Source organism: Bradyrhizobium sp. CCBAU 11361, from assembly GCF_028128935.1.
GTDB lineage: Bacteria > Pseudomonadota > Alphaproteobacteria > Rhizobiales > Xanthobacteraceae > Bradyrhizobium > Bradyrhizobium niftali.
In genome coordinates, this window is record NZ_LBJZ01000154.1 from 18,966 (window position 1) to 41,296 (window position 22,331).

The 22,331-nt window shown below is 65.9% G+C and carries 22 protein-coding genes; 10 read left to right on the plus strand and 12 right to left on the minus strand.

Annotated elements, in window-relative coordinates; all coding sequences use genetic code 11:
• Window positions 1–2: 2 nt before the first annotated feature.
• The 4 genes from exbB to XI08_RS13910 all read right to left on the minus strand — a co-directional run bounded on the left by exbB (window position 3) and on the right by XI08_RS13910 (window position 4,125).
• On the minus strand, window positions 3–779 hold the full coding sequence (exbB, locus tag XI08_RS13895; RefSeq protein ID WP_271574809.1) for a tonB-system energizer ExbB: 777 nt from the start codon (window positions 777–779) through the stop codon (window positions 3–5).
• Between the two features lie 27 nt (window positions 780–806).
• Complete coding sequence (gene hutX / locus XI08_RS13900) at window positions 807–1,322, minus strand: heme utilization cystosolic carrier protein HutX (protein WP_271574810.1); 516 nt, start codon at window positions 1,320–1,322, stop codon at window positions 807–809.
• A 27-nt stretch (window positions 1,323–1,349) separates the two neighbouring features.
• Window positions 1,350–1,682, minus strand: coding sequence for an antibiotic biosynthesis monooxygenase family protein (locus tag XI08_RS13905; RefSeq protein WP_271574811.1), 333 nt, complete (start codon window positions 1,680–1,682; stop codon window positions 1,350–1,352).
• 97 nt (window positions 1,683–1,779) lie between these two features.
• Window positions 1,780–4,125: a TonB-dependent hemoglobin/transferrin/lactoferrin family receptor gene (locus XI08_RS13910; RefSeq protein WP_271574812.1), complete on the minus strand. Its 2,346-nt coding sequence runs from the start codon at window positions 4,123–4,125 to the stop codon at window positions 1,780–1,782.
• A 261-nt stretch (window positions 4,126–4,386) separates the two neighbouring features.
• Between XI08_RS13910 and XI08_RS13915 the strand changes: the two genes are divergently transcribed.
• Genes XI08_RS13915 through XI08_RS13930 form a run of 4 tightly spaced genes read left to right on the plus strand, consistent with a single transcriptional unit; the run spans window position 4,387 to window position 7,447 of the window.
• A complete protein-coding gene (locus XI08_RS13915) occupies window positions 4,387–4,593 on the plus strand; it encodes a hemin uptake protein HemP (protein ID WP_442869818.1) in 207 nt (68 codons plus the stop codon).
• Window positions 4,594–4,599: 6 nt separating this feature from the next.
• The gene (locus XI08_RS13920; RefSeq protein ID WP_271574814.1) at window positions 4,600–5,553 is read left to right on the plus strand and encodes a heme/hemin ABC transporter substrate-binding protein; all 954 of its coding nucleotides are present in this window, start codon (window positions 4,600–4,602) and stop codon (window positions 5,551–5,553) included.
• Window positions 5,550–6,647, plus strand: a complete 1,098-nt coding sequence (locus tag XI08_RS13925) for a FecCD family ABC transporter permease (protein ID WP_271574815.1) — start codon at window positions 5,550–5,552, stop codon at window positions 6,645–6,647. Before XI08_RS13920 ends, XI08_RS13925 begins: the two co-directional genes overlap by 4 nt.
• Window positions 6,644–7,447: a heme ABC transporter ATP-binding protein gene (locus XI08_RS13930; RefSeq protein WP_271574816.1), complete on the plus strand. Its 804-nt coding sequence runs from the start codon at window positions 6,644–6,646 to the stop codon at window positions 7,445–7,447. Before XI08_RS13925 ends, XI08_RS13930 begins: the two co-directional genes overlap by 4 nt.
• Before the next feature lie 53 nt (window positions 7,448–7,500).
• On the opposite strand, the gene XI08_RS13935 is transcribed toward XI08_RS13930, so the two are convergent.
• Entirely contained in the window at window positions 7,501–9,177 is a 1,677-nt protein-coding gene (locus XI08_RS13935; protein WP_271574817.1) for a mucoidy inhibitor MuiA family protein, read from the minus strand.
• 190 nt (window positions 9,178–9,367) lie between these two features.
• Complete coding sequence (locus XI08_RS13940; RefSeq protein ID WP_271574818.1) at window positions 9,368–9,988, minus strand: response regulator transcription factor; 621 nt, start codon at window positions 9,986–9,988, stop codon at window positions 9,368–9,370.
• Between the two features lie 198 nt (window positions 9,989–10,186).
• Between XI08_RS13940 and XI08_RS13945 the strand changes: the two genes are divergently transcribed.
• Window positions 10,187–11,224: an AraC family transcriptional regulator gene (locus XI08_RS13945; protein ID WP_271574819.1), complete on the plus strand. Its 1,038-nt coding sequence runs from the start codon at window positions 10,187–10,189 to the stop codon at window positions 11,222–11,224.
• Window positions 11,225–11,226: 2 nt separating this feature from the next.
• Here XI08_RS13945 and XI08_RS13950 read toward each other — a convergent pair whose 3' ends face one another.
• A complete protein-coding gene (locus XI08_RS13950) occupies window positions 11,227–12,438 on the minus strand; it encodes an NnrS family protein (protein WP_271574820.1) in 1,212 nt (403 codons plus the stop codon).
• A gap of 128 nt (window positions 12,439–12,566) precedes the next feature.
• Between XI08_RS13950 and XI08_RS13955 the strand changes: the two genes are divergently transcribed.
• On the plus strand, window positions 12,567–13,277 hold the full coding sequence (locus tag XI08_RS13955) for a Crp/Fnr family transcriptional regulator (RefSeq protein ID WP_271574821.1): 711 nt from the start codon (window positions 12,567–12,569) through the stop codon (window positions 13,275–13,277).
• Window positions 13,278–13,524: 247 nt separating this feature from the next.
• Here the strand turns inward: XI08_RS13955 and XI08_RS13960 are convergent, their stop codons facing one another.
• Both XI08_RS13960 and hemN read right to left on the minus strand, forming a co-directional pair.
• Complete coding sequence (locus XI08_RS13960) at window positions 13,525–13,722, minus strand: DUF1858 domain-containing protein (RefSeq protein ID WP_092187054.1); 198 nt, start codon at window positions 13,720–13,722, stop codon at window positions 13,525–13,527.
• Between the two features lie 202 nt (window positions 13,723–13,924).
• Window positions 13,925–15,277 carry an oxygen-independent coproporphyrinogen III oxidase gene (gene hemN / locus XI08_RS13965; protein ID WP_271574822.1) on the minus strand — a complete coding sequence of 451 codons (1,353 nt, stop codon included), beginning with the start codon at window positions 15,275–15,277 and terminating at the stop codon, window positions 13,925–13,927.
• A 160-nt stretch (window positions 15,278–15,437) separates the two neighbouring features.
• Here hemN and XI08_RS13970 point away from each other — a divergent pair, with 160 nt between their 5' ends.
• The 3 genes from XI08_RS13970 (at window position 15,438) to XI08_RS13980 (ending at window position 17,911) form a co-directional block, all read left to right on the plus strand.
• Window positions 15,438–15,644, plus strand: coding sequence for a hypothetical protein (locus tag XI08_RS13970; protein ID WP_271574823.1), 207 nt, complete (start codon window positions 15,438–15,440; stop codon window positions 15,642–15,644).
• A gap of 246 nt (window positions 15,645–15,890) precedes the next feature.
• Complete coding sequence (nirK, locus tag XI08_RS13975) at window positions 15,891–16,982, plus strand: copper-containing nitrite reductase (protein WP_271574824.1); 1,092 nt, start codon at window positions 15,891–15,893, stop codon at window positions 16,980–16,982.
• A 53-nt stretch (window positions 16,983–17,035) separates the two neighbouring features.
• Window positions 17,036–17,911 carry an SUMF1/EgtB/PvdO family nonheme iron enzyme gene (locus tag XI08_RS13980; protein WP_271574825.1) on the plus strand — a complete coding sequence of 292 codons (876 nt, stop codon included), beginning with the start codon at window positions 17,036–17,038 and terminating at the stop codon, window positions 17,909–17,911.
• A gap of 163 nt (window positions 17,912–18,074) precedes the next feature.
• On the opposite strand, the gene XI08_RS13985 is transcribed toward XI08_RS13980, so the two are convergent.
• The 3 genes from XI08_RS13985 to XI08_RS13995 are packed head-to-tail and all read right to left on the minus strand — an operon-like array spanning window position 18,075 to window position 20,106.
• Entirely contained in the window at window positions 18,075–18,710 is a 636-nt protein-coding gene (locus XI08_RS13985; protein WP_135177105.1) for a GNAT family N-acetyltransferase, read from the minus strand.
• A 22-nt stretch (window positions 18,711–18,732) separates the two neighbouring features.
• Window positions 18,733–19,383, minus strand: coding sequence for a 3-oxoacid CoA-transferase subunit B (locus XI08_RS13990; RefSeq protein WP_027545524.1), 651 nt, complete (start codon window positions 19,381–19,383; stop codon window positions 18,733–18,735).
• Window positions 19,384–19,398: 15 nt separating this feature from the next.
• A complete protein-coding gene (locus XI08_RS13995) occupies window positions 19,399–20,106 on the minus strand; it encodes a CoA transferase subunit A (protein ID WP_011089830.1) in 708 nt (235 codons plus the stop codon).
• 304 nt (window positions 20,107–20,410) lie between these two features.
• On the opposite strand from XI08_RS13995, the gene XI08_RS14000 reads away from it, so the two are divergent.
• A partial coding sequence (locus XI08_RS14000) for an AsmA family protein (protein ID WP_271574826.1) occupies window positions 20,411–22,331 on the plus strand: 1,921 nt, incomplete at its 3' end.

The window sequence follows — 22,331 nt, forward strand, 5'->3', positions numbered from 1 at the left end:
ACCTACTCCGCCGCCCGCGACAGGCGGAACTCTCTGTGGTCGCGCTGCCGGCTGACCAAAAGCATGAGCTGTGCCGAGGCGTCCCCAAGCAGCGCGCGATAATTGGCGATGCCGCGGACGAGATGATTGTAGATCACGACCGCCGGGATCGCGGCAACGAGGCCGAGCGCGGTGGCGAGCAGCGCTTCGGCAATGCCGGGCGCGACCACCGCAAGGCTGGTGGTGTGGCTCTCGGAGATGCCGATGAAGGCGTTCATGATGCCCCAGACCGTGCCGAACAGGCCGACGAACGGCGCGGTGGCGCCGATGGTCGCGAGCACGCCGGTGCCGCGCGCGATCTGCCTGGACATCGCCGCCTCGACCCGCTCCAGCCGCAGCGCCACGCGCTCCTGCAGACCGTCATCGACAATGCCGCCGGAGAGCTCCGCCTCCTTGGCGCAGGACTGGATAAGCTGGGCGACCGCATCATGCGCGTCGGAGGTCCGCTCCGCCGCCTCCGCCAGCTTCATCTTGCCCTCGAGCGCGCGCGACCGCTGCACGGCGAGCGCGCTCTTGCGGCGCAGCTCGACGGTCTTGGCGAGCCACGCCGTCCACGTCACCAGCGAGGCGACGGCCAGCCCGATCATCACCGCCTTCACCACGATATCCGCGCTGACGAACATGCCCCAGGGCGACAAATTGCGCGGCAACAGCGCTTCGTCGATCGCGAAGGCCGGAGCCGGCGCGAGCGCCAGCGCGATTGTTACGATCACGTGCCGAAGCCTGAAATTGCCTTGCATCCTGATCTCCCGATAGACAGTGGGAAGCTATGCCGCGGGCGGCGCCGCGATCCGGTCCGCAAGCTGGCGGAACCGCGCCAGCTGATCTCCACGCAGCGCACGGGTCTCGTCGCGGCCGACGAAGACCTTGAACATGATGCCGCCGTCGGCATTGACGAAGGCAACGAAGGCCGAATTCTTGCCCATGAAGGGGCGCTCGACGAAGGCGACGCCTGCGCAGCGCTCGTGGCGGAGATGGCCATGCAGGCCCTTCGGCTGCATCAGGTTGAAATAGCCGCGGCCGATCTCGCCCGCGGGAATTGACCCGGTGAATTCGAAGATCGCGTCATCCGTGTGCACAATCAGCGTGACCTCGCCCCATTGTGCGACGTCCTGCATGGCGGCGGCAAAATGCTCGCCGCCTCCCATGCGCACCATCGACGAGGGCAGCGCCTCGATCACCGCACGCGGGGTGACCTTGCGCTCCCGCGCGACGTCCTCGATCACCGCGCCGGGATTGTCGGCCATGTACGCCTTGAGATCAGCGAGATCGGTGCTCAGCATGTCCAGCTCCTTTCCTGCGTCGCCATCTCAGGCGGCCGCGGCCTTGCGCTCGCTCTGGATCACCTCGAAGCCCTCGAACTTGGGATGGCCGAGATAGAGGCTCTCGCCGGTCCGGTTGTCGGCGCGGGCATGGGCGCGGCGGAATTCCTCGGAGCGCGTCCAGGCCTCGAACGCCGCCTTGTCCACCCAGGTGGTGTGCGACGAATAGAGCGTGTGGTCCTCGGCCTCGGGGCCCTTCAAGAGATGAAACTCGACGAAGCCCGGCATGCTGCCGAGATAGGATTCGCGGGTAGCCCAGACGGTTTCGAACGCGGTCTCCGCGCCCTTCTTCACCTGGAAACGATTCATGGCGATGAACATAAGAGTCTCTCCTTCTGATCAAGATGAAAACGCGCCGAAGCCGCGCTGGAGCATCAGCGCGGCCCGGCGGAGATGGCTGGTGTTGCAGCCTGTCGGCTTACGCACCTCCAAAGTGGATCTTCATGCCGGCCTTGTAGACCCGGCCCGGTCCCGGGCTCGACCACAGCACGTCGTTCTGCGTGGTGCCGTCGGTCGAGCTGCCGGGAATGGCGTAAGGCCGGTAGTACTGGTTCAAGAGGTTGTCGATCGAGGCCGAGAACACGATGTCCCTGGTCGCGTTGTAAGTCAGGTACAGGTTGACCAGCTCGTACCCGGTCGCAGGCAGATAGCCGGCGGGCACGTCGTTGTTGGGACCGTACGAGGCCCACTGCGCCGTCAGGATCAGCGTGCGGTGGAGCAGGCGGACACCGCCGGTCGTGACCACCTTGCGCGGGGTGATGGTCGCGAGCCCGATATTGGTCGCGACGTTCTTGCCCTGAATGTAGTGGCCGGCGACACCGATGAACCAGTCGCCGGCATCGTACATCGTCTCCGCCTCGAAGCCCTGGATGCGGGCCTGCGCGATGTTTTGATACTGATAGAACTGGCTGAACGAGCCGAACCCCGTCGGGACCGGCGTCGAGGCGACGAGGTCGATGTAGTCGGAGACGTCGTTGCGGAACAGGTTGATCTTGCCGCGGAAAGAGTCCGACGCGGTGAAGATGTTGTCGTACTTCAGATTGAAGCCGACTTCCTTGTTCTTGCCGACCTCGGGGCGAAGGTTCGGGTTGGGCAGGAAGCAGAATAGGCCGGCCGTGCCGTCCGGACAGACGAAGAAAGCCGGACCGCCGCCGGTTGCATGCGCGCCGGAAATGACGGTCTCCGTGATCGAGGGCGCACGGTAGCCTTCGGCATAGCTGACATAGGGCTGGAAGCCCGCGACCGGCGTGACGCCAAGGGTGATCTTCGGCGAGAAGCGATCGCCGCCGGCATGCGTGCCGCCCGAGTCCAGATCGTAACGGTCATAACGGATCGCGCTCACCGCCTCGAACCAGGTGCTGTAGTTCTGCTTCAACTGGAGGAAGCCGCCCGACACGGTGCGGATGCCGCTCGGCGTGGTGATATTGGAATTGCCGCGGCTGTCGGTCGTGATCACATCATCCTGGAACGCGTCGACGCCCCAGGTGAGCGCATTGCGCCAGTCGCCGACGTTGAAGCGCGTGGTGTTGTTGGCGTCGATGCCATAGGTGTTGAGGACGTAGCCGCGCTTGTCGCCGACGCAGCCCGAGACGTTGTTGCCGAGGCCGCCGTTGCAAAAGGCCGACGGTGTCGTGCCGTAGTGGTAGGTTTTGGTCTGGTCGTTGTCGGTGCGATTGCCGTAGACCGACATGTGCCAGTCGAACAGATTGTCGCTCGGCAACGCGTAGTTCCAGGTGATGGTCCCGGTATAGTTCTTGGCATCGGACGCGTAGACCGAGGATCCGCGATTGAGCGCAATCAATGCCGGGTTGGTCGTCGGACCGCGATTGAACTGGCCGATGTCGTATTGATGGTCCTGGAACACGGCGCCGAACTTGACCTCGTGACCAAGGGCCGGCCGCACCGTGAGCTTCATCAGCCCGGCCTCGACCTGGTTGCCGGTGTTGCCGATCTCGGTGCCGTTGCCGTCCTTGTAATTGCCCTGCGTGCGGTAGACCGCGCCGCCGAAGATATCGACGTCGGGCGTGGCGCGCACACCGCCGAATACCGAGCCGAGGCCGCGATTGTTGTTGGAGCCGTAGGATCCGCTGAGATCGACACCCCAGCGCTCGCCGGGACGCAGCACGTCGTTGATGTCCTTGGTGCGGAACGAGACCAGGCCGCCGATCGCGCCGGAGCCATAGATGTTGGCGGTCGGTCCCCGCACGACGTCGATCCCGCCGATCAATTCGGGATCGAGGAAGAAGGAGCCGTTGGCATTGTGGCCGGTGCGCTGATAGTTCTGCCGCGCGCCGTCGACGACGACCGCGACACGGCCGAAGTCCTGCAAGCCGCGGATGTTGATGACGGTCGCGGGATCGTCGCCGCGCTCCTGGAACGACACGCCGGGCACGGCATAGAAGACATCCGACAGCCGGTTCGGCTGAAGACCCTGGATCTGGTCGAGCGAAATCGAGCTGACGGGGGCAAGCGCATCGATCGCGCGCTCCTTGGTCTTCGTCGCTGCAACCGTGATGGTGTCGAGCACCTGCACCGGCGCGGCGCCGCTCGCCTGCGCACGGGCGTTCAAGACGTCGGGCGCTGCCTGCTGCGCGGCCAGCGGCTTGGCCGGCTTGCGCTTGGCCTGCTTCGGCCGATCCGGCGACGCATGTTCGGCCTGCGGCGACGCAGTCTGCGCGAGACTGCTCTCCGTCATCACTGCCGCGATTGAAACCACCGACGCGCCCAAAATCACGGCGCGCGAATACCTAGCCCCGTCAGCCATATCAGCCCCAGCCTGCACTTCACTTTAGTTTTGGAGTCGTTTGGCTGGCGTGCGCCGCACGACGCGGCGACTGGCTGGCTGATTTTTCAAGACGCAGGCATGTTGCCTGCTGTCATGATTGGTAACGTGGCAACACTCTGACGGTCAATGACATCAGGTTGCAGTTTATATCGATTGTAAAAATGCCGCCGTTGGAATGCGCCAGTTGCCGCCTATACAAACAGGCAGCATCTGAAATTTCGAAGGCGCATCACACCAAAAATGTCAGCAATGTCCGGAGACAGCGGCAGCGGGGCGGCAGGGCCGGCGGAAAGCCCTTCCGCAACAACGAGAACCCTCACCATGCGAGGGAGCCGGATCGACAGCCGCGAGCTCTTTGCGCACGAGCGCGAGATCATCATCGCGCATGGCGAGGACGCCTATCGCCTGCGTTTGACCTCGCAGAACAAGCTGATCCTGACGAAGTAACATGCAATGACATTTTGCCGCACCCTCACAACGCTCCTGTTCACCGGCACGATCGCGCTCGCATCCACCGCGCACGCCGCCGGCATCACCGTGCATGATGCGCGCAATCGCGATGTCACCGTTGCCGACATCGCACGCACGGTCTCGATCGGCGGCGCCATCACCGAGATCCTTTATGCGCTCGGGCTCGAGAGCCGGCTGGTCGGCGTGGACACCACGAGCCTCTATCCGGCGGCGGCGCTGCACGACAAACCCAATGTCGGCTACATGCGCCAGATCTCGGCCGAGGGCGTGCTCGGCCTCAATCCCACGCTGATCCTCGCGATCCAGGGGTCGGGCCCGCGCGAGACCATGGACATCCTCGAGACCGCGAAGGTGCCGCTGGTGCTGGTGCCCGAGACCTTTTCCGAGGGCGGGCTGATCGAGAAGATCAGGCTGGTCGGCCACGCCATGGGCGTCGATGCACGCGCCGAATGCCTCAGCGCCGCGGTCGGCGCCGATCTCGCCCAGCTCCGCGCGCTGCGCGCCAAGGTGAAAAAGCCGGTGCGCGTGATGTTCGTGATGTCGCTCCAGAACGGGCGTGCCATGGTCGCCGGCCACAAGACCGCAGCCGACGAGATCATCCAGCTCGCCGGCGCCGCCAATGCGGTCGACGATTACGACGGCTACAAGATCATCGGCGACGAGGCGATCGTGGCAGCAAAACCCGACGTCGTGCTGTCGATCGAGCGCGGCAAGGAGTCGCTACAGGCCGACGCGGTCTATGCCCATCCCGGCTTTGCGCTGACACCGGTCGCGGCCAACAAGAGCTTCATCACCATGGACGGCCTCTATCTGCTCGGCTTCGGGCCGCGCACGGCGGCGGCGGCGCGCGATCTCTCCGTAAAGCTCTATCCGGCATTGGCCGACCAGGGTGGCGCATTCCCGTCGGCTCTGTCGGCGGCGAATTGCCGGCAATGAGCGTGGCGATCGAGACCGAGGCGCGACGCCCACAGCGACAAGCCGGCGCGCGACGGCGATCCGCATCGTTCGCGATTCCTCTTCTGCTCGCGGTGCTCGCGGCCACCGCGGTCGTCGCACTGACCGTGGGCGCAGCCGGCATTCCGCTCTCCCGGCTGCCCGCTGCCCTCGGCTTTGCCGGCACCACGACAGCCGATGCGATGACGGCGCGCGACCAGCTCGTGCTGTGGTCGATCCGCATTCCCCGGATCGCGGCGACCGCGATGGTCGGCGGCTTGCTCGCCGCGGCCGGCGCGATCATGCAGGGACTTTTCCGCAATCCACTCGCCGATCCCGCCCTGGTCGGCGTCTCCAGCGGCGGCGCGCTGGCCGCTGCGAGCGCGATCGTCTTCACGGACTCGCGTTTCGGCGAGACGCTGCGCTTCCTCCAGACGGAGCTGTTGCCGCTCGCCGCCTTCGCAGGCTCGCTGGCAACGACCGCGATCCTCTACGGCATCTCCAGCCGCTCGGGGCGGACCTCGATCGCGATCTTCCTGCTCGCCGGCGTCGCCATCACCGCCATCACCAATGCCGGTATCGGGCTTCTGGTGTTCATCGCCGACGATCGCCAGCTTCGCGACATTACATTTTGGCTGCTCGGCTCGATGAGCGGCGCGACCTGGACCAAGGCCGCGCTGCTCGCGCCGATCCTCGTCATCGGGCTTGCCGCCTGCGCCTTCATCGCACGCGGCCTCGATCTGCTGGTACTTGGCGAGGCCGATGCCTTTCACGGCGGTGTCGACGTCGAGCGCCTCAAGCGGATCTCGATCGTCATGGTTTCCGCCATGACCGGGGTTGCGGTGTCGATCAGCGGCGTCATCGGCTTCGTCGGCATCGTCGTGCCGCATCTCCTCCGCCTCGTCATTGGACCGGCGCATCGCCTGCTGCTGCCGGCCTCGGTGCTGCTCGGCGCCATCCTGATGGTCGGCGCCGACACCCTGGCGCGCACCATCGTGGCGCCGGCGGAGATGCCGATCGGCATTCTGACCGCGGCGGTCGGCGCCCCGGTCTTCCTGGGGATCCTGCTGCGGCAACGCGGGCTCGCCTCGCTATGAGCGCGGTGATCGAGGCGCGACACTTAAGCAAACGCGCCGGCCGCGCGAGGCTGCTCGATGGCGTGAGCCTCACGGTTGCGGCCGGCGAGATGGTCGCCATCATCGGCCCGAACGGCGCCGGCAAGTCGACGCTGCTGCGGCTATTGTCCGGCGACCTCCGCCCGAGCGAGGGCGAGGTGCGCCTCAAGCAGCGCGACATCAACAGCTTCACGCCGCGCGAGCTCGCCGCGCGACGCGCGATGCTGTCCCAGCACATCAACGTCACCTTCCCCTTCACCGTCGATGAGATCGTGCTGATGGGCGCGGGCGACCGCAGTCCGCGCGAGGCAGGCGCGCTCGTCGATGCTGCGCTCGACGAGGTCGGCCTTGCGCATTTTCGCGAGCGGCAACTGCCTACATTATCCGGCGGCGAGCAGCAGCGCGCGCATTTCGCCCGCGTGCTGGTGCAGCTCGCCTGCGGCGAGGCCGAGCATGGACCTGGACTTCTGCTGCTGGACGAGCCGACCTCGAGCCTGGACCTGCGTCACCAGATCGACCTCGTCGAAGCTGCCCGCCGCCGCGCGGCCGGCGGCACGGCCGTGATCGCGATCCTGCACGACCTCAACCTGGCGATCCGCTTCGCCGACCGGCTGGTCGTGCTGAACGGCGGCAGGCTCGCCGCCGACGGCCCGCGCGCCGATGTCGTCACGCACGAGACCATCCGCGACATCTTCGAGATCGACGCCGTTGTCCACCAGGCCGACGGCGTTCCGTACGTGCTGCCGCAATCGATGCGGGCGGCGGCGGCGCTGCCACGGTGAAGGTATACTCCCTCGCCCCGCAAGCGGGGCGAGGTTAGATAGACGCGGCGTGCCTAACCCGCCGGCGTCATGACGATGGCCTTGTCCTTGGGCCAGCGGATGCGCCAGGCGAACTTGATCTCCTTGATCTCGCCGGGTTTTGCGTCGAACGCCCATTCCAGCACGCCGCGCTTGTCGCGCAGATTGGTGGTCGTGGGCGGCGTGGTCGAGGACTGCATCTCGACGCCAATATCCTCGTTCTCGCTGACCGGAAGCTGATCCTCGATCGCGATGCGGATCGGGAAGTCGTGACCGTTGCGAACGACGGTGCGGAACGAACGCACGTCGGTCTTGGAGGACGTGATCACGCCGGCCGTGCCTTCGTTCTGCCTGATGACCGTGCGCTCGATCTTGATCCTGTCGTCGGCGCCGAAGCCGAGCCGGATCGCGTCGTTCCGCGCGGCGGTCGAGAATTTGCTGCGGCCGACGAACGTGCCGTCGCGGAAGATCGCGACCTTGCCGGGCAGCAGATTGGTATCCTCGGCGAGCCTGAATGTCGCCTCGAGGTAAGCGGTGGGATCGACGACCGGGGCGGCGCGGATGGCGAGGTCAGGCGTCACCGTCATGGAAGAGATGAGAAGGCTCTTGGCGCCCTCATTTGCGCCGAGACTGACGCGGCCGCTAATCTGATACACGGCCTGGAAATCGCCGATCTCGGCGTTGGCCTGCTGCTCGTCCGCGCGCTCACGCGGTTCGGGCTCGGCCGCTTTCGCCATTGCCGGAGATTGCGCCTGCCGCGTCATCGGCGGCGCGGGCATCGCCATGTCCGACGCCGTGCCCAATGCCAGCGGCTTCGGCAGTTGCGGATACCTCACAACCAGCGAGCCGAGCTCCGGCGCGCTGCCGCCGCGGCCGATGCGGACCGTGGAGACGCCGAGCGTGACGTTCGACCAGTCCTCGCCGGTCGATTGCGTGACCTCGGCGCGGCGGACGAGTTCGAGCTGCGGCTTGCGGTCCTTCGCGCCGGTGTCGAGCCGGGCGTCATAGAGCGGCATCCATCGCGCATTGCGCACCGCATAGGTCACCCGCAGCGTCGCCTTCGTCGCCGCCGCGGAGGCGACGTCGATCCGCACCTCGAACTTGCTCGGGGGCTTGGCGGAGCGTTCGGCTTCGAGCTGCGCGATCTGGCGATCGATCTCGCGCTGCTTTCGCGTGGCATCGCGGATCGCACTGTCGGCGGTCGCGATCTCCTCGGCAACCGCAGCAAAGGCCGCGCGCCATTCGGTGATCGGCCGCGCCTCGCCCTTCTCGCCAAGCCCGGCGGGTGAGGCCTCCGCCAAGTGCTGCGCGAATTTGCGCCGCGCAGCGGCTGAATCGATCGCACCTTGCAGATCGGCGCGCTGATCCTTCAGTGCCTCGATGCGCTTGTCGAGTTCCGGCAGGTTGACCGGCGGCGCCGCGCGCGGCGGCCGCGCGTCAATCGTGCCGATGGTGAGCTTGGCGCCCGCCTCGCCCTCGACGCGGAGGGAGGACGGATCGAGCGAGAGCGGAAAGTCCCTGGCGACCAGCGTGCTGTCGCCGGAGGCGAGATCCAGCGCAATGATGCGGGTGACGGTGGCGCCGTCGGGATAGACGGTGACGGTATCGATGGCCGATGTGGCGTCCACATCGGCGGCCCATGACGGCAGCGCGAATGCCGTGGTCACCAGAACCAGGCTCGTCGTCGCCAAACATTTTGCGGTGATGCGCATGAAGTCCCTCCTGCCGATATCGCCGCGCCGCCAGCCGGACGCGCGATCAAATGCCTCGCCAACATGGTTGGACGCGGCAGGGAAGGAACTGGTTCGATTGGGGCTTCCGTTGGGCGCCGCCGCGGCGGCACCATGGCCGCGGAACACACGCCGCGGCGGAGCCGTTAACCCAAAGTCCTTAGACAAGTCCTCAGACTTGGGTGGGCGAGCCCTGACCAAAGATGCGGCGGAGCAGATCGGTCACGTTCTTGGCGCCGGCCTTCTTCAGAATGCCGGCACGGTAGCCCTCGACCGTCCGAGCGCTCAGATGCATGCGCCGGGCGATCTCCTTGTTGGTCAGGCCGGCGGCGAGATGCTCGAGCACGTCGCCTTCGCGCGCCGTCAGGGGCTCGCAGCCGGGCAACCAGCGCTGGCGGTTCGCGTTGGGTTGCCCGAACTCGTCGATGGCGGCATCGATCCGGTCCACGATGTCATGGGTCCGGAACGGCTTTTCGATGAAGTCGGCCGCGCCGCTCTTGATCGCGTCAACCGCCATGGCAATGCTGCCGTTCGCGGAGGTCACCAGGACCGGCGCCATGCAATTCTCCTCGCGCAGCCGCTTGAGCACGTCGAGGGCGGAGCGATCCGGCGGCATCTCCAGCAGCACGCAGGCCGGCATCCGCGCCCTCGCTTCCGAGAGCAGGGACGCACCGTCGGCGAAGCAGATCACGTCATAGGCGCTCTGTTGGAGCGCGGTGGACAATTGTTCGCGGGAGGCGGCATCGGTGTCGATGACGAATACCTCACGCTTGGAAAGCATGTTCCCCGGCATAATCCCGATCCAGCAATGTCTTGGTCAAATGATCCGAAACGGCGGGGCCTCGTCGCGCCCGGCGTCATGAGCACGGCATTCACGCCCGTGCTTCGGTTTTCCTTATGTATGTTCCATCCCGTTCCCGGATTTGACGGATCGGGACAGAAACTTTACATTTCGGGACATCTGCGGGAATGGCTGGCACGAACGGTTTGCATGACCGACCTCATTCGCAGCGCAGGCTTGAGCTATTATTCGGAGGTCGCCCGGTCGGTCGGGCTCGACCCCAAACAGATGATGCGCAAGGTCAGGCTGCCGCTGGCCTGCCTCGACAAGCCGGATACCCCCATCGCCGTGACAGGCCTGCGCCGCCTGCTCGAACTATCGGCGAAGATGTCCGGCGCCGAAGATTTCGGCTTGCGCCTCGCCGAACGCGGCGGCCTGACCAATTTCGGCGCGGTCGGCCTGATCGTGCGCGAACAGGCGACCGTCGGCGAAGCGATCGAAGCGTTTTCGCGTTTCATCCATGTCCATCATGACGGCATGCGGCTCGACGTTGTGCGCAACAAGCAGACCGTAACCGTCGCGCTGCATCTGCGCGGCCGGCAGCCGAGCGCGCCGCGGCAGTCGATCGACATGGCGCTCGGCAGCGTCCATCGCATCATCCAGTCGCTGTTCGGCAGCGATTGGCGGCCGCAGGAAGTGCATCTGCATTATCCGCCGCCGCGCGACCGCAAGCGCTACCGCGACTTCTTCGGCTGCCACGTCACTTTCAACGCCGAGGACGACGCAATCCTGCTGTCGGTGCACGACATGGAGCGCCGGATCCCGAGCGCGCATCCGCTGATCGCGAGCTATCTGCGCAAGCGGATCGAGGCGATCGAGACCCGGCCGGCAAGCTGGGAGGAGAAGGTCGACGAGGTCGTGCGTCTCCTGCTCGCCAGCGGCGACTGCACGGTCGAGCGCGTGGCCGAGCATCTCGCCTGCACCCGCCGCACCGTCCACCGTCACCTCGCCGCGTCAGGCACCAGCTTCTCGGCCATCCTCGACGCGCAGCGCGCCGATCTCGTCGTCGAATTGATCGACGACCCCGGCCGGCCGCTGGCCGATATCGCGGCACAGCTCGGCTTCTCCGCGCAAAGCGCCATGGCCCGCTGGTTCCGCGGCCGCTTCGGCTGCACCATCACCGCATGGCGCAAGGGCGTGCGGCCGTTGGCCAAGCCCACCGACGTGCCTTCGGCATCTGCGGCCTGACTCTATCGTGCCGGAGCGGGCACGCCCATGATGGCAAGTGCGCGCCGATTACTGCCGGCGAGCAGCGGGCCAAACGCAATCGCAAAGCCGAGGAAGGCGACGACCCAGCCGCAGGCGGCAATGTGCAGCAGCGCATCGCCATGCGCAGGCCACGCCACGGCAGCAACCCGCGCCAGCGCCGCGGCGACGATCGCGACATAGATACCTTGCGTCGCCGGCGAAGCCGTCAGCGCCTGCCCGGTGTGGCCGAGGCTCGCGCGGGTCATCACCGCGAGCGTCATGGTTCCGGCCGCGCCCGCCATCCAGGCATGAATCCCCGCACTCGGCGGCAACGCGCCGAACACGGCCAGGGCATGCAGGAGGAAGCCGAGCGGCACGAAGACATAACCGACATGCAGGATCAGGAGCAGCCGTTCGCGCGAGGTGCGGTCGCCGGCCCAGCGCGCAAGCCGCACCAGATGCAGCAGGCCAACGAGCGCCATCACGGCACCGGTGATCACGTTCAACGGCGCCACGATCCACGAGATCAGCGCCAACGCGCTCAATCCGATCACCGCTCCGTCGAAGCGGCCGAACGGCACCGGCAGGCGGCCGGGATTGAACTTGACCAGCCAGTTGCGGGTGAAGCTCGGAATGATGCGGCCGCCGATCAGCGCGATCAGCAACACGACCACGCCGATGCCGACGCGGATGCTGACATCGGCCGCGCCCGCGTGATGCGCTTCGAAATGAAAGCCGACATTGCCGGCGAGCAGCACGAGCACCAGGATCACGACGGGCAGGTTGCGCCAATTGCCGCCCGCGATGATCTCGCGCGTCGCGGCGGCGACGACCAACGCCAGGAACGCGGCATCGACGACAAGCGCGAACGCCCAGCCGACCTCGGCGGACAGCGTCACCGCCACGCGGCCGGCCAGCCACACCACCAACAACGCGCCCAGCGACGTGCCCTGGATCGGCAGCCGTCCGGTCCAGTTCGGGATCGCCGTGAACAGGAAACCGGTGATCACAGCCGGCAGGAAGCCATAGAGCATCTCGTGGACGTGCCAGTCGCGCGGCACGAAGGCTGATGTCACCGACAATTCGCCGTAGAACATCGGCAGCCAGGCCAGAATCGACAGCCCTGCCTGGATGGCGGCGAGCAGGAAAAAGGGCCGAAAGCTGTTCGCGAACAGCGGCCAGCCCGCAAAATTGCGGGATCGGGCGCCAGCCATGGGGCAACTCCTGTAAATTCAGACCGTTGTCTGAAAAATACTGCCGTCCCGACCGGCCGGTTTTGCGCTATCGCAAACACCAGGACGATTACAGGTGCCATCACACTCCCGAGCGCCAAGGAGGCAGAATGGCCAAGGTCGACACATCGCTGGTTGCGCATTTGCCGCTGTTTGCCGGGGTCACGCCGGAAGCCCTGGATGAGATCCTGCGCGAGGCCCGCTCGGCGCGCTATCCCAAGAACAGCGCCATCTTCGAACAGGGCGCGGACGCGCAGTCCTTCTTTCTGTTGCTGCACGGACATGTCCGCGCGGCCAAGACCACGCCGACCGGCGAGCAGATCGTGGTGCGCTACGTCGCGCCCGGCGAGACGTTCGGGCTCGCGATGGCGATCGGAGCCGCGCGCTACCCGGCGACTGCGATGGCCGTCGACGACAGCGTGGTGCTGATCTGGCCGAATTCGGCCTGGCCGCGGCTGGTCGAGCGGTTTCCGGCGCTGGCCGCCAACACGCTCCAGACCGTCGGCACGCGGCTCCAGGAGAGCCACACCCGCATCCTGGAAATGTCGACCCAGCAGGTCGAGCAGCGCATCGCGCATGCGCTGCTGCGCCTCGCCAAGCAATCCGGCAAGAAGCTCGACCACGGCATCGAGATCGACTTCCCGATCAGCCGCCAGGACATCGCGCAGATGACCGGCACCACGCTACATACCGTCAGCCGCATCCTGAGCGCCTGGGAGAGCCAAGGCCTCGTCGAGAGCGGCCGTCAGCGCATCATCCTGCGCGATCCGCATGGGATCGTCGTGCTGGCGGAGCGGAGCCCCGACAGCGGCGCGGCGTAGCTCTTCTCCCTCTCCCCGTTCTTACGGGGAGAGGGTTGGGGTGAGGGGCCTCTCTCCGCAGATGAGATGGCCGTGAGACCTGTACCCCCTCACCCGGATAACAAGCGATCCGACCTCTCCCCGCAAGCGGGGAGAGGTGACAACCACCTCGACCTCGGAAGATTGGGGTGAGAGCCGCTCCCGCTTACGGCGAAAGCGCTCCCTCACCCGGGAATCCGCACGCGGCCCGCGCGAATTCCAGACCGTCTCACGCCGGCACGCAGTCGCACAGCGCGGCGAGGAATTTTTCGCGATCGATGCCATGCTCGCGGCAGGCGTCGTCCACCGTGTGGAAGGTTGCGATCGGACAGCCCACACAGGCCATCCTGAAGGCGAGAAACACGCGGATCGTGTGCGGCGCCGTACGCATGATGTCATCGACCAGATCGTCGGATCGAAAGGGCATGGACAACTCCGTTCCGAAACGACGATAGCGGAGCGGGCGGCGGTTTCTTTGTTGGAGCGCAAGCAAGGTCGAGGTCTCTCTTCCCGTCATTCCGGGACGCGCCACTTGGCGCGAGCCCGGAATCCATATCTCTACGTCACGTGCTGCACAATTGATTCCGGGCTCGCGCTTCGCGCGCCCCGGAATGACGGGGAGAGGTGAACTACACCGCCCGGCTGTGCAGCTGCTTACCCGGGTCCAGATGCGCGTCGAACGCGGCGGCGACGCTGCGGACCAGGAAGCGCGAGTCGGTGGCGACCGCGAGCCGGTCGCCGTCCAGCCTCACGACGCCGTCCGAGATCAGCGGCTTCAGACGCGACGCCGATTTGAGCATCGTCTCGGCCTCTGCGCCATGGCGCGCGCAGATGTCGCCGAGATCGGCGCCGAACTCGCACATGATGCGCTCGATGATGTCGGCGCGCAGCCGGTCATCGCCGGTGAGTCCATAGCCCTTCGCGGTGGCGAGGCGGCCGGCATTGACGCTCTGGGCATAGGCGCCGATCTGCACCTCGTTCTGGACGTAACCCTGCGGCAGATGCCCGATGGCGCTCGCACCGAAACCGAGCAGGACTTGGCCTTGGTCGGTCGTATAGCCCTGGAAGTTGCGCCGCAGCGTCCGCTCCTCGAAGGCCACGGCCATGGAATCGCCGGGTCGGGCGAAATGATCGAGCCCGATCTGCACGTAACCGGCCTCCTTCAGCGCATTCGCGATCGCACAGGCCTGATCGTGACGCGCCAGGCCGTCGGGCAGCGCGCCCTGGCTGATCATGCGCTGGTGCTTCTTGAAATCAGGCACGTGAGCGTAGCCGAACACCGAGAAGCGGTCGGGCGCGAGCGAGAGGCTGCGCCGCACCGTTTCCAGGCACGAGGCGACGGTCTGATGCGGCAGCCCGTAGATCAGGTCGAAATTGATTCCCGCGATGCCGGCACGCCGGAGCATGTCGACGACATCAGCCGTCTGCTCGAAGCTCTGCACGCGATTGATCGCACGCTGTACGATGGGATCGAAACTCTGCACCCCGAGACTGGCACGATTGACGCCGGACAGCCGCATGGCCTCGACCATGTCGGCGGTCAGCGTGCGGGGATCGATCTCGACCGCGATCTCGGCCGAAGGCAGCACGAAGAACGCCTGGCGCATCGCCGCCATCAACTCGGCGAAAGCCTCCGGCGCCATGATCGTCGGCGTGCCGCCGCCGAAATGGATATGCTCGACCTTGATGCGGCGGCCGATGGTCTCGGCGACCTGCGCGATCTCGCTGCGCAGCGTCCGCTGATAGGCCGCGATCAGCTCGTCGCGCCGAACGATCTGGGTATGGCAGCCGCAATACCAGCACATCTCGCGGCAGAACGGTACATGCAGATAGAGCGACGCGCTGGCCGCGGCAGGAAGCTCGGACAGCCACCGGGCATAGGTATCGGCGCCGATGACGGGCGAGAAGTGCGGCGCGGTCGGATAGCTCGTGTAGCGCGGCAATCTCTCTTCGCCGTAGCTCGCTGCGAGATCAGCTCTCATATCTTACCCATTCGTAAATCTCAGCCGCGCATGGCCGCGGCAAGTCCCGGATGGCATTGAATTACCCGCTTTCGGGGCCGGCGACCTTGCGCTCGCTCAAAGTCCGAGCGCCGGATTGGAACGATGATGACGTTTAATCATTACTCCCTGGAGATAGGCCATGGCGTCGTTCGCGCTCGATCTCGTTCTCTGGTTCACCGGCGTTCGCGGCCATATTCCGCGCTTCGACGATTTTCGTCCCGTCCCCTCCGCGCCCCCGATCGGCGCGGGCCATCTCGTGCGCGTGCTGACGATCATGGCCACCGTCTTTGCCGCGCTGTCGCTCGCGGTCTGGGGGACTGTCTGGATCGCGATACACTTGCTCTAGTTCGGCGCATCCATACGTTCACGATCAACCGCAACTGAACATGCGAACGAGTTGCCGCTGGCGCAACCGATGCCGTGCCATGTGCCGTCGCGCCGCTCACATCGTCGATGCTGCCTTCGGCATACCTCCTAGGGAATTTCACGGAGGCGATTCCGGCAAAAGCTTGTCGCAGCGCAAACACTCTTGCCGCAACAGGCGCACACTGCGTCCGTCATCAAAACCCTTTCAGATGAAGGATGCTTTACGATGTTCACCCGCAGAGCCGCATTGATCAGCGCCGCCGCGACCGCCCTGCTGGCGACCCCCGCCCTGGCGGCCGAGGATCTCAAACTGCCGCGTCAAAAGGTCGAGCTGGTCGCTCCGCCGTTCGTGCATGCGCACGAGCAGGCGACCAAGCAGGGCCCGAAGATCGTGGAGTTCAAGCTCACGATCGAGGAGAAGAAGGTCGTCATCGACGAGAAGGGCACCACCTTCCAGGCAATGACCTTCAACGGCTCGATGCCGGGCCCGCTGATGGTCGTGCATGAGGGCGACTACGTCGAAACGACGCTGGTCAATCCCGCGACCAACACCATGCCGCACAACATCGACTTCCACTCCGCGACCGGCGCGCTCGGCGGCGGCGCGCTCACCCTGATCAATCCCGGCGAGCAGGTCGTGCTGCGCTGGAAGGCGACCAAGACCGGCGTGTTCGTCTATCACTGCGCGCCAGGCGGCCCGATGATCCCCTGGCACGTCGTCTCAGGCATGAACGGTGCCGTGATGGTGCTGCCGCGCGACGGACTGAACGACGGCAAGGGCCACGCACTGAAATACGACAAGGTCTACTATATCGGCGAGCAGGACATGTATGTGCCGCGCGACGCGAAGGGCAATTTCAAGTCCTATGACTCGCCGGGCGAAGCCTTCACCGACACCGAAGAGGTGATGAAGAAGCTGATCCCCTCCCATGTCGTGTTCAACGGCAAGGTCGGCGCGCTCACCGGCAAGAATGCGCTCACCGCCAATGTCGGCGAGAACGTGCTGATCGTGCACTCGCAGGCCAACCGCGACAGCCGTCCGCATCTGATCGGCGGGCATGGCGACTATGTCTGGGAGATCGGCAAATTCGGCAATGCACCCGAGGTCGGCCTGGAGACCTGGTTCATCCGCGGCGGCTCGGCGGGAGCGGCGCTGTACAAGTTCATGCAGCCCGGCATCTACGCCTATGTCACGCACAATCTGATCGAGGCCGCCGACCTCGGCGCCACCGCGCACTTCAAGGTCGAAGGCAAGTGGAACGACGACCTGATGACCCAAGTGAAGGCGCCTGCGGAGATACCGGCCAACACCAACTAGACGCGACAAGGGGCCGGTGATCACCGGCCCCTTCTTCCTTTCGGGGGACGATCATGCTGATCGCATTCAAGCTGAAACTGGTCCTGGCTTGTGCGGCCGGGCTCGCAGGGCCGATCGCGGTGGCGCCGCTGGTCTCGGACATGGCGGTCCGCGGCATTGCGGCGGAGCCTGCGATCGTCAAGATCGCGCCGGGCAGCGTGTCCTACCGCGAGGCCGGCGATCTCACGCGTGGCGGGCAGCAGGCCGAAGCGCCGCTGCGCGCGATGCGGTTCACGAGGCCGCTGCACGTCATGCGGCATCAGGTTTCGTCATCCGACTACCAGCTTTGTGTGCAGGACGGCGCCTGCCGTGCGCTCGATCGCGACGTGGCGATCGCCGCCGATCGCCCCGTGGTGCAGGTCAGCTGGCACGATGCGCAGGCCTATGCGGGCTGGCTGTCGCGCAAGACCGGCAAGACGTGGCGCCTGCCGAGCGACGCGGAATGGGCGTTTGCGGCGGGCTCGCGATTCAAGGATGATGGCGCGCCGGTGGACGCGGACGATCCCTCGAAGCGCTGGATCAGCCGCTATGAGCGGGAATCCGAACGCGACCTCTCCGACACGACGGCCTATCCGTTCGGCAAGTTCGGCGCGAACGAGCACGGCATCGAAGATCTCGCCGGCAACGTCTGGGAGTGGACCTCGACCTGTTTCGTGCGCTCGCGGACCGACGAGGCCGGCAGTGCCGGCAAACCGACCGTGAATTGCGGCGTGCGTATCGCCGAGGGCGTCCACCGCGCCTATGTCACCGATTTCATCCGCGACGCCCGCGCCGGCGGCTGCGCGCAAGGCGTGCCGCCCGCCAATCTCGGCTTCCGCCTGGTGCGCGAGGAGCCGTCGTGGGTCGCGAGCGTGTCGGCGCGGTGGAGCAAGACATGGACGAGGTCGTGATCGCGTAGCCCGCACGCACATGCCACACCCGCGGTGTCATCGCCCGACTTGATCGGGCGATCCAGTACTCCGATACGCCAGTGATAGAACCGAGAAACCGCAGCGTACAGGATGCCCCACCGTCGCGGGGCATGACAGCGTCAAATGCGGCAACCAAGTTTGCTCAAATCGCGCGCGCAAACATGCGAAAGCCCGGCGCGCCGATGATCGCCTCGAAGGCGGGATCGCGCTTCTCATCGGCGAAGACAAAACCGGCCTTGGCGTAGGCGCGTTCTGCCGGCTCGTTGCCGATCAGGAACGATATCGTCGCCCGGGTAAATCCCGCCGTTCGCCCCTTATCCAGCGCGTGCGCGATCAGCGACTGCACGAGGCCACGACCGCCATAGGCGGGATCGGTCGCGACGTGCTCGATCATCCAATCGCCCTCGCCGCCCTGAACCCAGCAGGCGCGCGTGTAGGCGCCGCGGCGACGGATGGCTTCCAGCTCTGGCGCGGCAAGCCCGGTCGCGGCACCGGCCTCTTCGATGGCACGCCAGGCCGCAGGTCCCGTGCCGGCCGCCGGCAGTGCGCACAACGCAGCAGCAGGCTTGCCATCGACCTCGGCGATCAGGAACTGCGAGACATGCCACATCGACACCGCGTGCGCGGCTGTGATGCGCGCGATGAAATCGCGGCACTGCGCGTCTGGCCAGCCGAGCGCGATGTCGAACCAGCCGCGCGGCCGGTAGCCACGCTGCGATGACAGGATGGTTTGTACGATGAAACCGGCGTCTTCGGGACGCGCAGACCGTATCGTCATGCGCGCCCCCGTTGCGACGACCTTACGTGTTCTTCAGCGCAACGCGGAATTCGGCTTCGGTCTTGGCCTTGACCTCGTCGAGCGTCACGCCGTCGGCGAGTTCGATCAGCGCCATGCCGCCGTCGCCGTGCTTGTCGATGGTGAAGACGGCGAGATCGGTGACGACCATGTCGACCACGCGCTCGCCGGTCAGCGGCAGATTGCACTTCTTCAGGAGCTTCGAGCCGTCCTTGGCCGAATGCTCCATCACCACGACGACGCGCTTGACGCCGGCGACGAGATCCATCGCGCCGCCCATGCCCTTGACCATCTTGCCGGGAATCATCCAGTTGGCGAGATCGCCGTTCTGGGCCACCTGCATGGCACCGAGGATCGACAGATCCATGTGGCCGCCGCGGATCATGCCGAAGGAATCCGCGCTCGAGAAATACGAGGTCGAGGGCAGCTCGCTCACGGTCTGCTTGCCGGCATTGATGAGGTCGGCATCCACCTCGTCCTCATAGGGGAACGGTCCCATGCCGAGCATGCCGTTCTCGCTCTGGAGGCTCACATCGACGCCATCAGGGATGAAGTTCGAGACCAGCGTCGGGATGCCGATGCCGAGATTGACGTAGTAGCCGTCACGCAGTTCCTTGGCGGCGCGCGCAGCCATCTGTTCACGGGTCCAGGCCATATCGCTCTCCTGATCTCAAGCTGCCGTGCGCGGGCGGGTGTTGCGGAATTCGATGCGCTTCTTGGCCGTACCGACCTCGACGATGCGCTTCACGAAAATGCCGGGCGTGTGGATGTGGTCGGGATTGAGTTCACCGGCCGGAACCAGATGCTCGACCTCGGCCACCGTGATCTTGGCGGCGGTCGCCATCATCGGGTTAAAGTTGCGCGCGGTCTTGCGGTAGATGAGGTTGCCGGCGGTGTCGCCCTTCCAGGCGTGCACGATGGCGAGGTCGGCGAACAGGCCGCGCTCCATCAGGTACTTCTCGCCGTCGAATTCCTTCACTTCCTTGCCTTCGGCGATCAGCGTGCCGACGCCGGTCTTGGTGTAGAAGGCCGGGATCCCGGCGCCGCCGGCGCGGATGCGCTCGGCCAGCGTGCCCTGCGGATTGAATTCGAGTTCCAGCTCGCCGGCGAGGAATTGCTGGGCGAACAGCTTGTTCTCGCCGACATAGGACGAGATCATCTTCTTGATCTGCCGGGTTTCCAGGAGGCGGCTGAGCCCGATGCCGTCGACGCCGGCATTGTTGGAGACGACCGTCAGCCCCTTGACGCCGGACTCCCGGATCGCGTCCGACAGCTCCTCGGCAATGCCGCAGAGGCCGAAGCCGCCCGACATGATCATCATGTTGTCTTTCAGAATGCCGTCGAGCGCCGACTTGGCGTCGGGATAGACCTTGTTCATGCAAAAAACCTCGACTGAACCTTCGGCTTGCGGGCGTCGCGCCTTATTGGCGGCGATTATTAGGCGAAATCGTCCGAAGCCGTCAATGATACGGGGTTCTCCGCGCCGCGGGGCGGTGGTAGAAGCTGCCCACGCCGTGGGCAAGGCCGCCCGCGGCCTTGAAAGCGACAAGAAAACCCATCAAGTTGCGGCACTTAACCTAACAGGACTTGTAACGTAACAGGACTTGGGCGTGGGGCGCGCGGGTTTCCCGGCCCGCCCTTCTGGCTCCAACGACCAACCCGATCAGGACATGCCATTGACCATGGCCCAAGGAATGAAGCGCCTCGGGACGCCGATCGCGGCGCTGCTCGGCGTCGCGCTGATCGCCCTGATCGCGACCTCCTGGCTCATCAACCGCGATGCGCTGCGCAAGGCCGTGGAAGCGCAGATCCGCGACGTCACCGGGCTCGAGCTCAATGTCGCAGGCGCCATCGACATTTCGTTGCTGCCGGCGAGCTACATCTCCTTCCATGACGTCGGCCTGAAGGGCGGCGGCACCAGCGATCCCGCGCTCCGTGTCGACGTGCTCACCGCTAATCTGCGGCTGCTGCCGCTGCTGCTGCAACGGTTCGAGATCGCCGACCTGACGCTGCTGCGGCCGCGCATCCATGTCAGCCTGAAGCCGGACGGCGAGAGCAACTGGACGCCCTTCATCCAAACCATTGCGCGCACCATGAAGCCCGGCGCCGAAAATCAGGTCTCGTTCTCCGAGATCCGGATCCAGGACGGCGTGCTCAATTACGAGGACGTCGCCATGCACGCCACCGAGCAGTTCGACGACATCGACCTGTCGCTTGCCTGGCCCTCAATCTCGCGCTCCTTCGCCGCGACCGGCCAGTTCGACTGGCGCGGCGAACGCGTCGACGGCTCGATCAGCTTCGCCGATTTCGTCGCCGCCCTCTCCGGCGACCGTTCCGGCCTGAAGGCGCGGATCGCCAGCGCCCCGCTCAAGCTCGCTTTCGACGGCAGCGTCGCCAACCGCACCAGCCCGATGATGGAAGGCACGCTCACGATCGACAGCCCGTCCTTGCGCAACGCACTGCGCTGGACCGGCCAGCCGCAGCCCGCCAGCGGTGGCTTCGGCCGTTTCGCGCTGAAGGCGCGCGCCAATGTCGTCGGCGCCTCGATCGCGCTCACCAACGTCAATGTCGAGCTCGACGGCAATGCCGCCGAGGGCGTCATGACCTATGCCAACAACGGCCGGCAGACGCTCCAGGCGACGCTCGCCGCCGACACGCTCGACTTCACACCCTATATCTCGACCTTCCGCCTGCTCGCGAGCGGCGCACGCGACTGGAACAGGCAGCTGTTCGATCTCAACGGGCTCTCGACCACCGACCTCGACATGCGCCTGTCGGCGGCGCGACTGACGGTCGGACCGTCGAAGCTCGGCCGCACCGCCATCGGCGCCAGTTTGCGCAACGGCACGCTGGCGCTCTCCGTGGGCGAGGCCCAGATCTATGGCGGTATCGCCAAGGGCTCGTTCGGCATCGCGCGCGCCGACACCGTCGCCGACATCAAGGCGCAATTCCAGTTCACCGACGTCGACCTCCAGGCCTGCGCCTCCGAACTGTTCGGCCTCAACAAACTGTCCGGCCGCGGCAACATCAACGTCTCCCTCGTTGCCTCCGGCTCGAGCCCGTTCGGCCTCGTACAGTCGCTCGACGGCAGCGCCACCGTCACCGGGCATGACGGCGCGATCTCGGGCTTCAATGCCGAACAGCTCCTGAAGCGGCTGGAGCGCCGGCCGCTGTCCGGCGGCGGCAATTTCCGCAACGGCTCGACGCCTTACGACAAGCTCACCATCGCGGTGAAATTCTCCGACGGGGTCGCCACCGCCGAGGACATCCGCGTCGAAGGGCCGGCGGCGAAGATCACGATGACCGGCACCGCCTCGGTGCCGACGCGCGAATACGACATGAAGGGCGTGGCCAGCCTCAACAGCGCCTCGGGCTTCGAATTGCCCTTCGTGGTGCAGGGGCCCTGGGATGATCCCCTGATCTTCCCCGATCCGGAAAGCCTGATCCGCCGCTCGCCAGCCTCCGCACCCCTGCTCGACATGCTCAAGGACCGCAAGGCGGGCGACGCCGTGCGCTCCGCGATCGAGCGCATCACCGGCGGCGGCAAGCGTCCCGCCCCGGCAGACTCGCCGACGGCGGAGAACGCCAAGGAAAATGCGAAGT

Bases quoted from the DNA above. Each gene is read 5' to 3' on its own strand.
- exbB (WP_271574809.1), bottom strand. From the start codon at position 779: ATGCAAGGCAATTTCAGGCTTCGGCACGTGATCGTAACAATCGCGCTG.
- hutX (WP_271574810.1), bottom strand. From the start codon at position 1,322: ATGCTGAGCACCGATCTCGCTGATCTCAAGGCGTACATGGCCGACAAT.
- XI08_RS13905 (WP_271574811.1), bottom strand. From the start codon at position 1,682: ATGTTCATCGCCATGAATCGTTTCCAGGTGAAGAAGGGCGCGGAGACC.
- XI08_RS13910 (WP_271574812.1), bottom strand. From the start codon at position 4,125: ATGGCTGACGGGGCTAGGTATTCGCGCGCCGTGATTTTGGGCGCGTCG.
- XI08_RS13915 (WP_442869818.1), top strand. From the start codon at position 4,387: ATGTCAGCAATGTCCGGAGACAGCGGCAGCGGGGCGGCAGGGCCGGCG.
- XI08_RS13920 (WP_271574814.1), top strand. From the start codon at position 4,600: ATGACATTTTGCCGCACCCTCACAACGCTCCTGTTCACCGGCACGATC.
- XI08_RS13925 (WP_271574815.1), top strand. From the start codon at position 5,550: ATGAGCGTGGCGATCGAGACCGAGGCGCGACGCCCACAGCGACAAGCC.
- XI08_RS13930 (WP_271574816.1), top strand. From the start codon at position 6,644: ATGAGCGCGGTGATCGAGGCGCGACACTTAAGCAAACGCGCCGGCCGC.
- XI08_RS13935 (WP_271574817.1), bottom strand. From the start codon at position 9,177: ATGCGCATCACCGCAAAATGTTTGGCGACGACGAGCCTGGTTCTGGTG.
- XI08_RS13940 (WP_271574818.1), bottom strand. From the start codon at position 9,988: ATGCCGGGGAACATGCTTTCCAAGCGTGAGGTATTCGTCATCGACACC.
- XI08_RS13945 (WP_271574819.1), top strand. From the start codon at position 10,187: ATGACCGACCTCATTCGCAGCGCAGGCTTGAGCTATTATTCGGAGGTC.
- XI08_RS13950 (WP_271574820.1), bottom strand. From the start codon at position 12,438: ATGGCTGGCGCCCGATCCCGCAATTTTGCGGGCTGGCCGCTGTTCGCG.
- XI08_RS13955 (WP_271574821.1), top strand. From the start codon at position 12,567: ATGGCCAAGGTCGACACATCGCTGGTTGCGCATTTGCCGCTGTTTGCC.
- XI08_RS13960 (WP_092187054.1), bottom strand. From the start codon at position 13,722: ATGCCCTTTCGATCCGACGATCTGGTCGATGACATCATGCGTACGGCG.
- hemN (WP_271574822.1), bottom strand. From the start codon at position 15,277: ATGAGAGCTGATCTCGCAGCGAGCTACGGCGAAGAGAGATTGCCGCGC.
- XI08_RS13970 (WP_271574823.1), top strand. From the start codon at position 15,438: ATGGCGTCGTTCGCGCTCGATCTCGTTCTCTGGTTCACCGGCGTTCGC.
- nirK (WP_271574824.1), top strand. From the start codon at position 15,891: ATGTTCACCCGCAGAGCCGCATTGATCAGCGCCGCCGCGACCGCCCTG.
- XI08_RS13980 (WP_271574825.1), top strand. From the start codon at position 17,036: ATGCTGATCGCATTCAAGCTGAAACTGGTCCTGGCTTGTGCGGCCGGG.
- XI08_RS13985 (WP_135177105.1), bottom strand. From the start codon at position 18,710: ATGACGATACGGTCTGCGCGTCCCGAAGACGCCGGTTTCATCGTACAA.
- XI08_RS13990 (WP_027545524.1), bottom strand. From the start codon at position 19,383: ATGGCCTGGACCCGTGAACAGATGGCTGCGCGCGCCGCCAAGGAACTG.
- XI08_RS13995 (WP_011089830.1), bottom strand. From the start codon at position 20,106: ATGAACAAGGTCTATCCCGACGCCAAGTCGGCGCTCGACGGCATTCTG.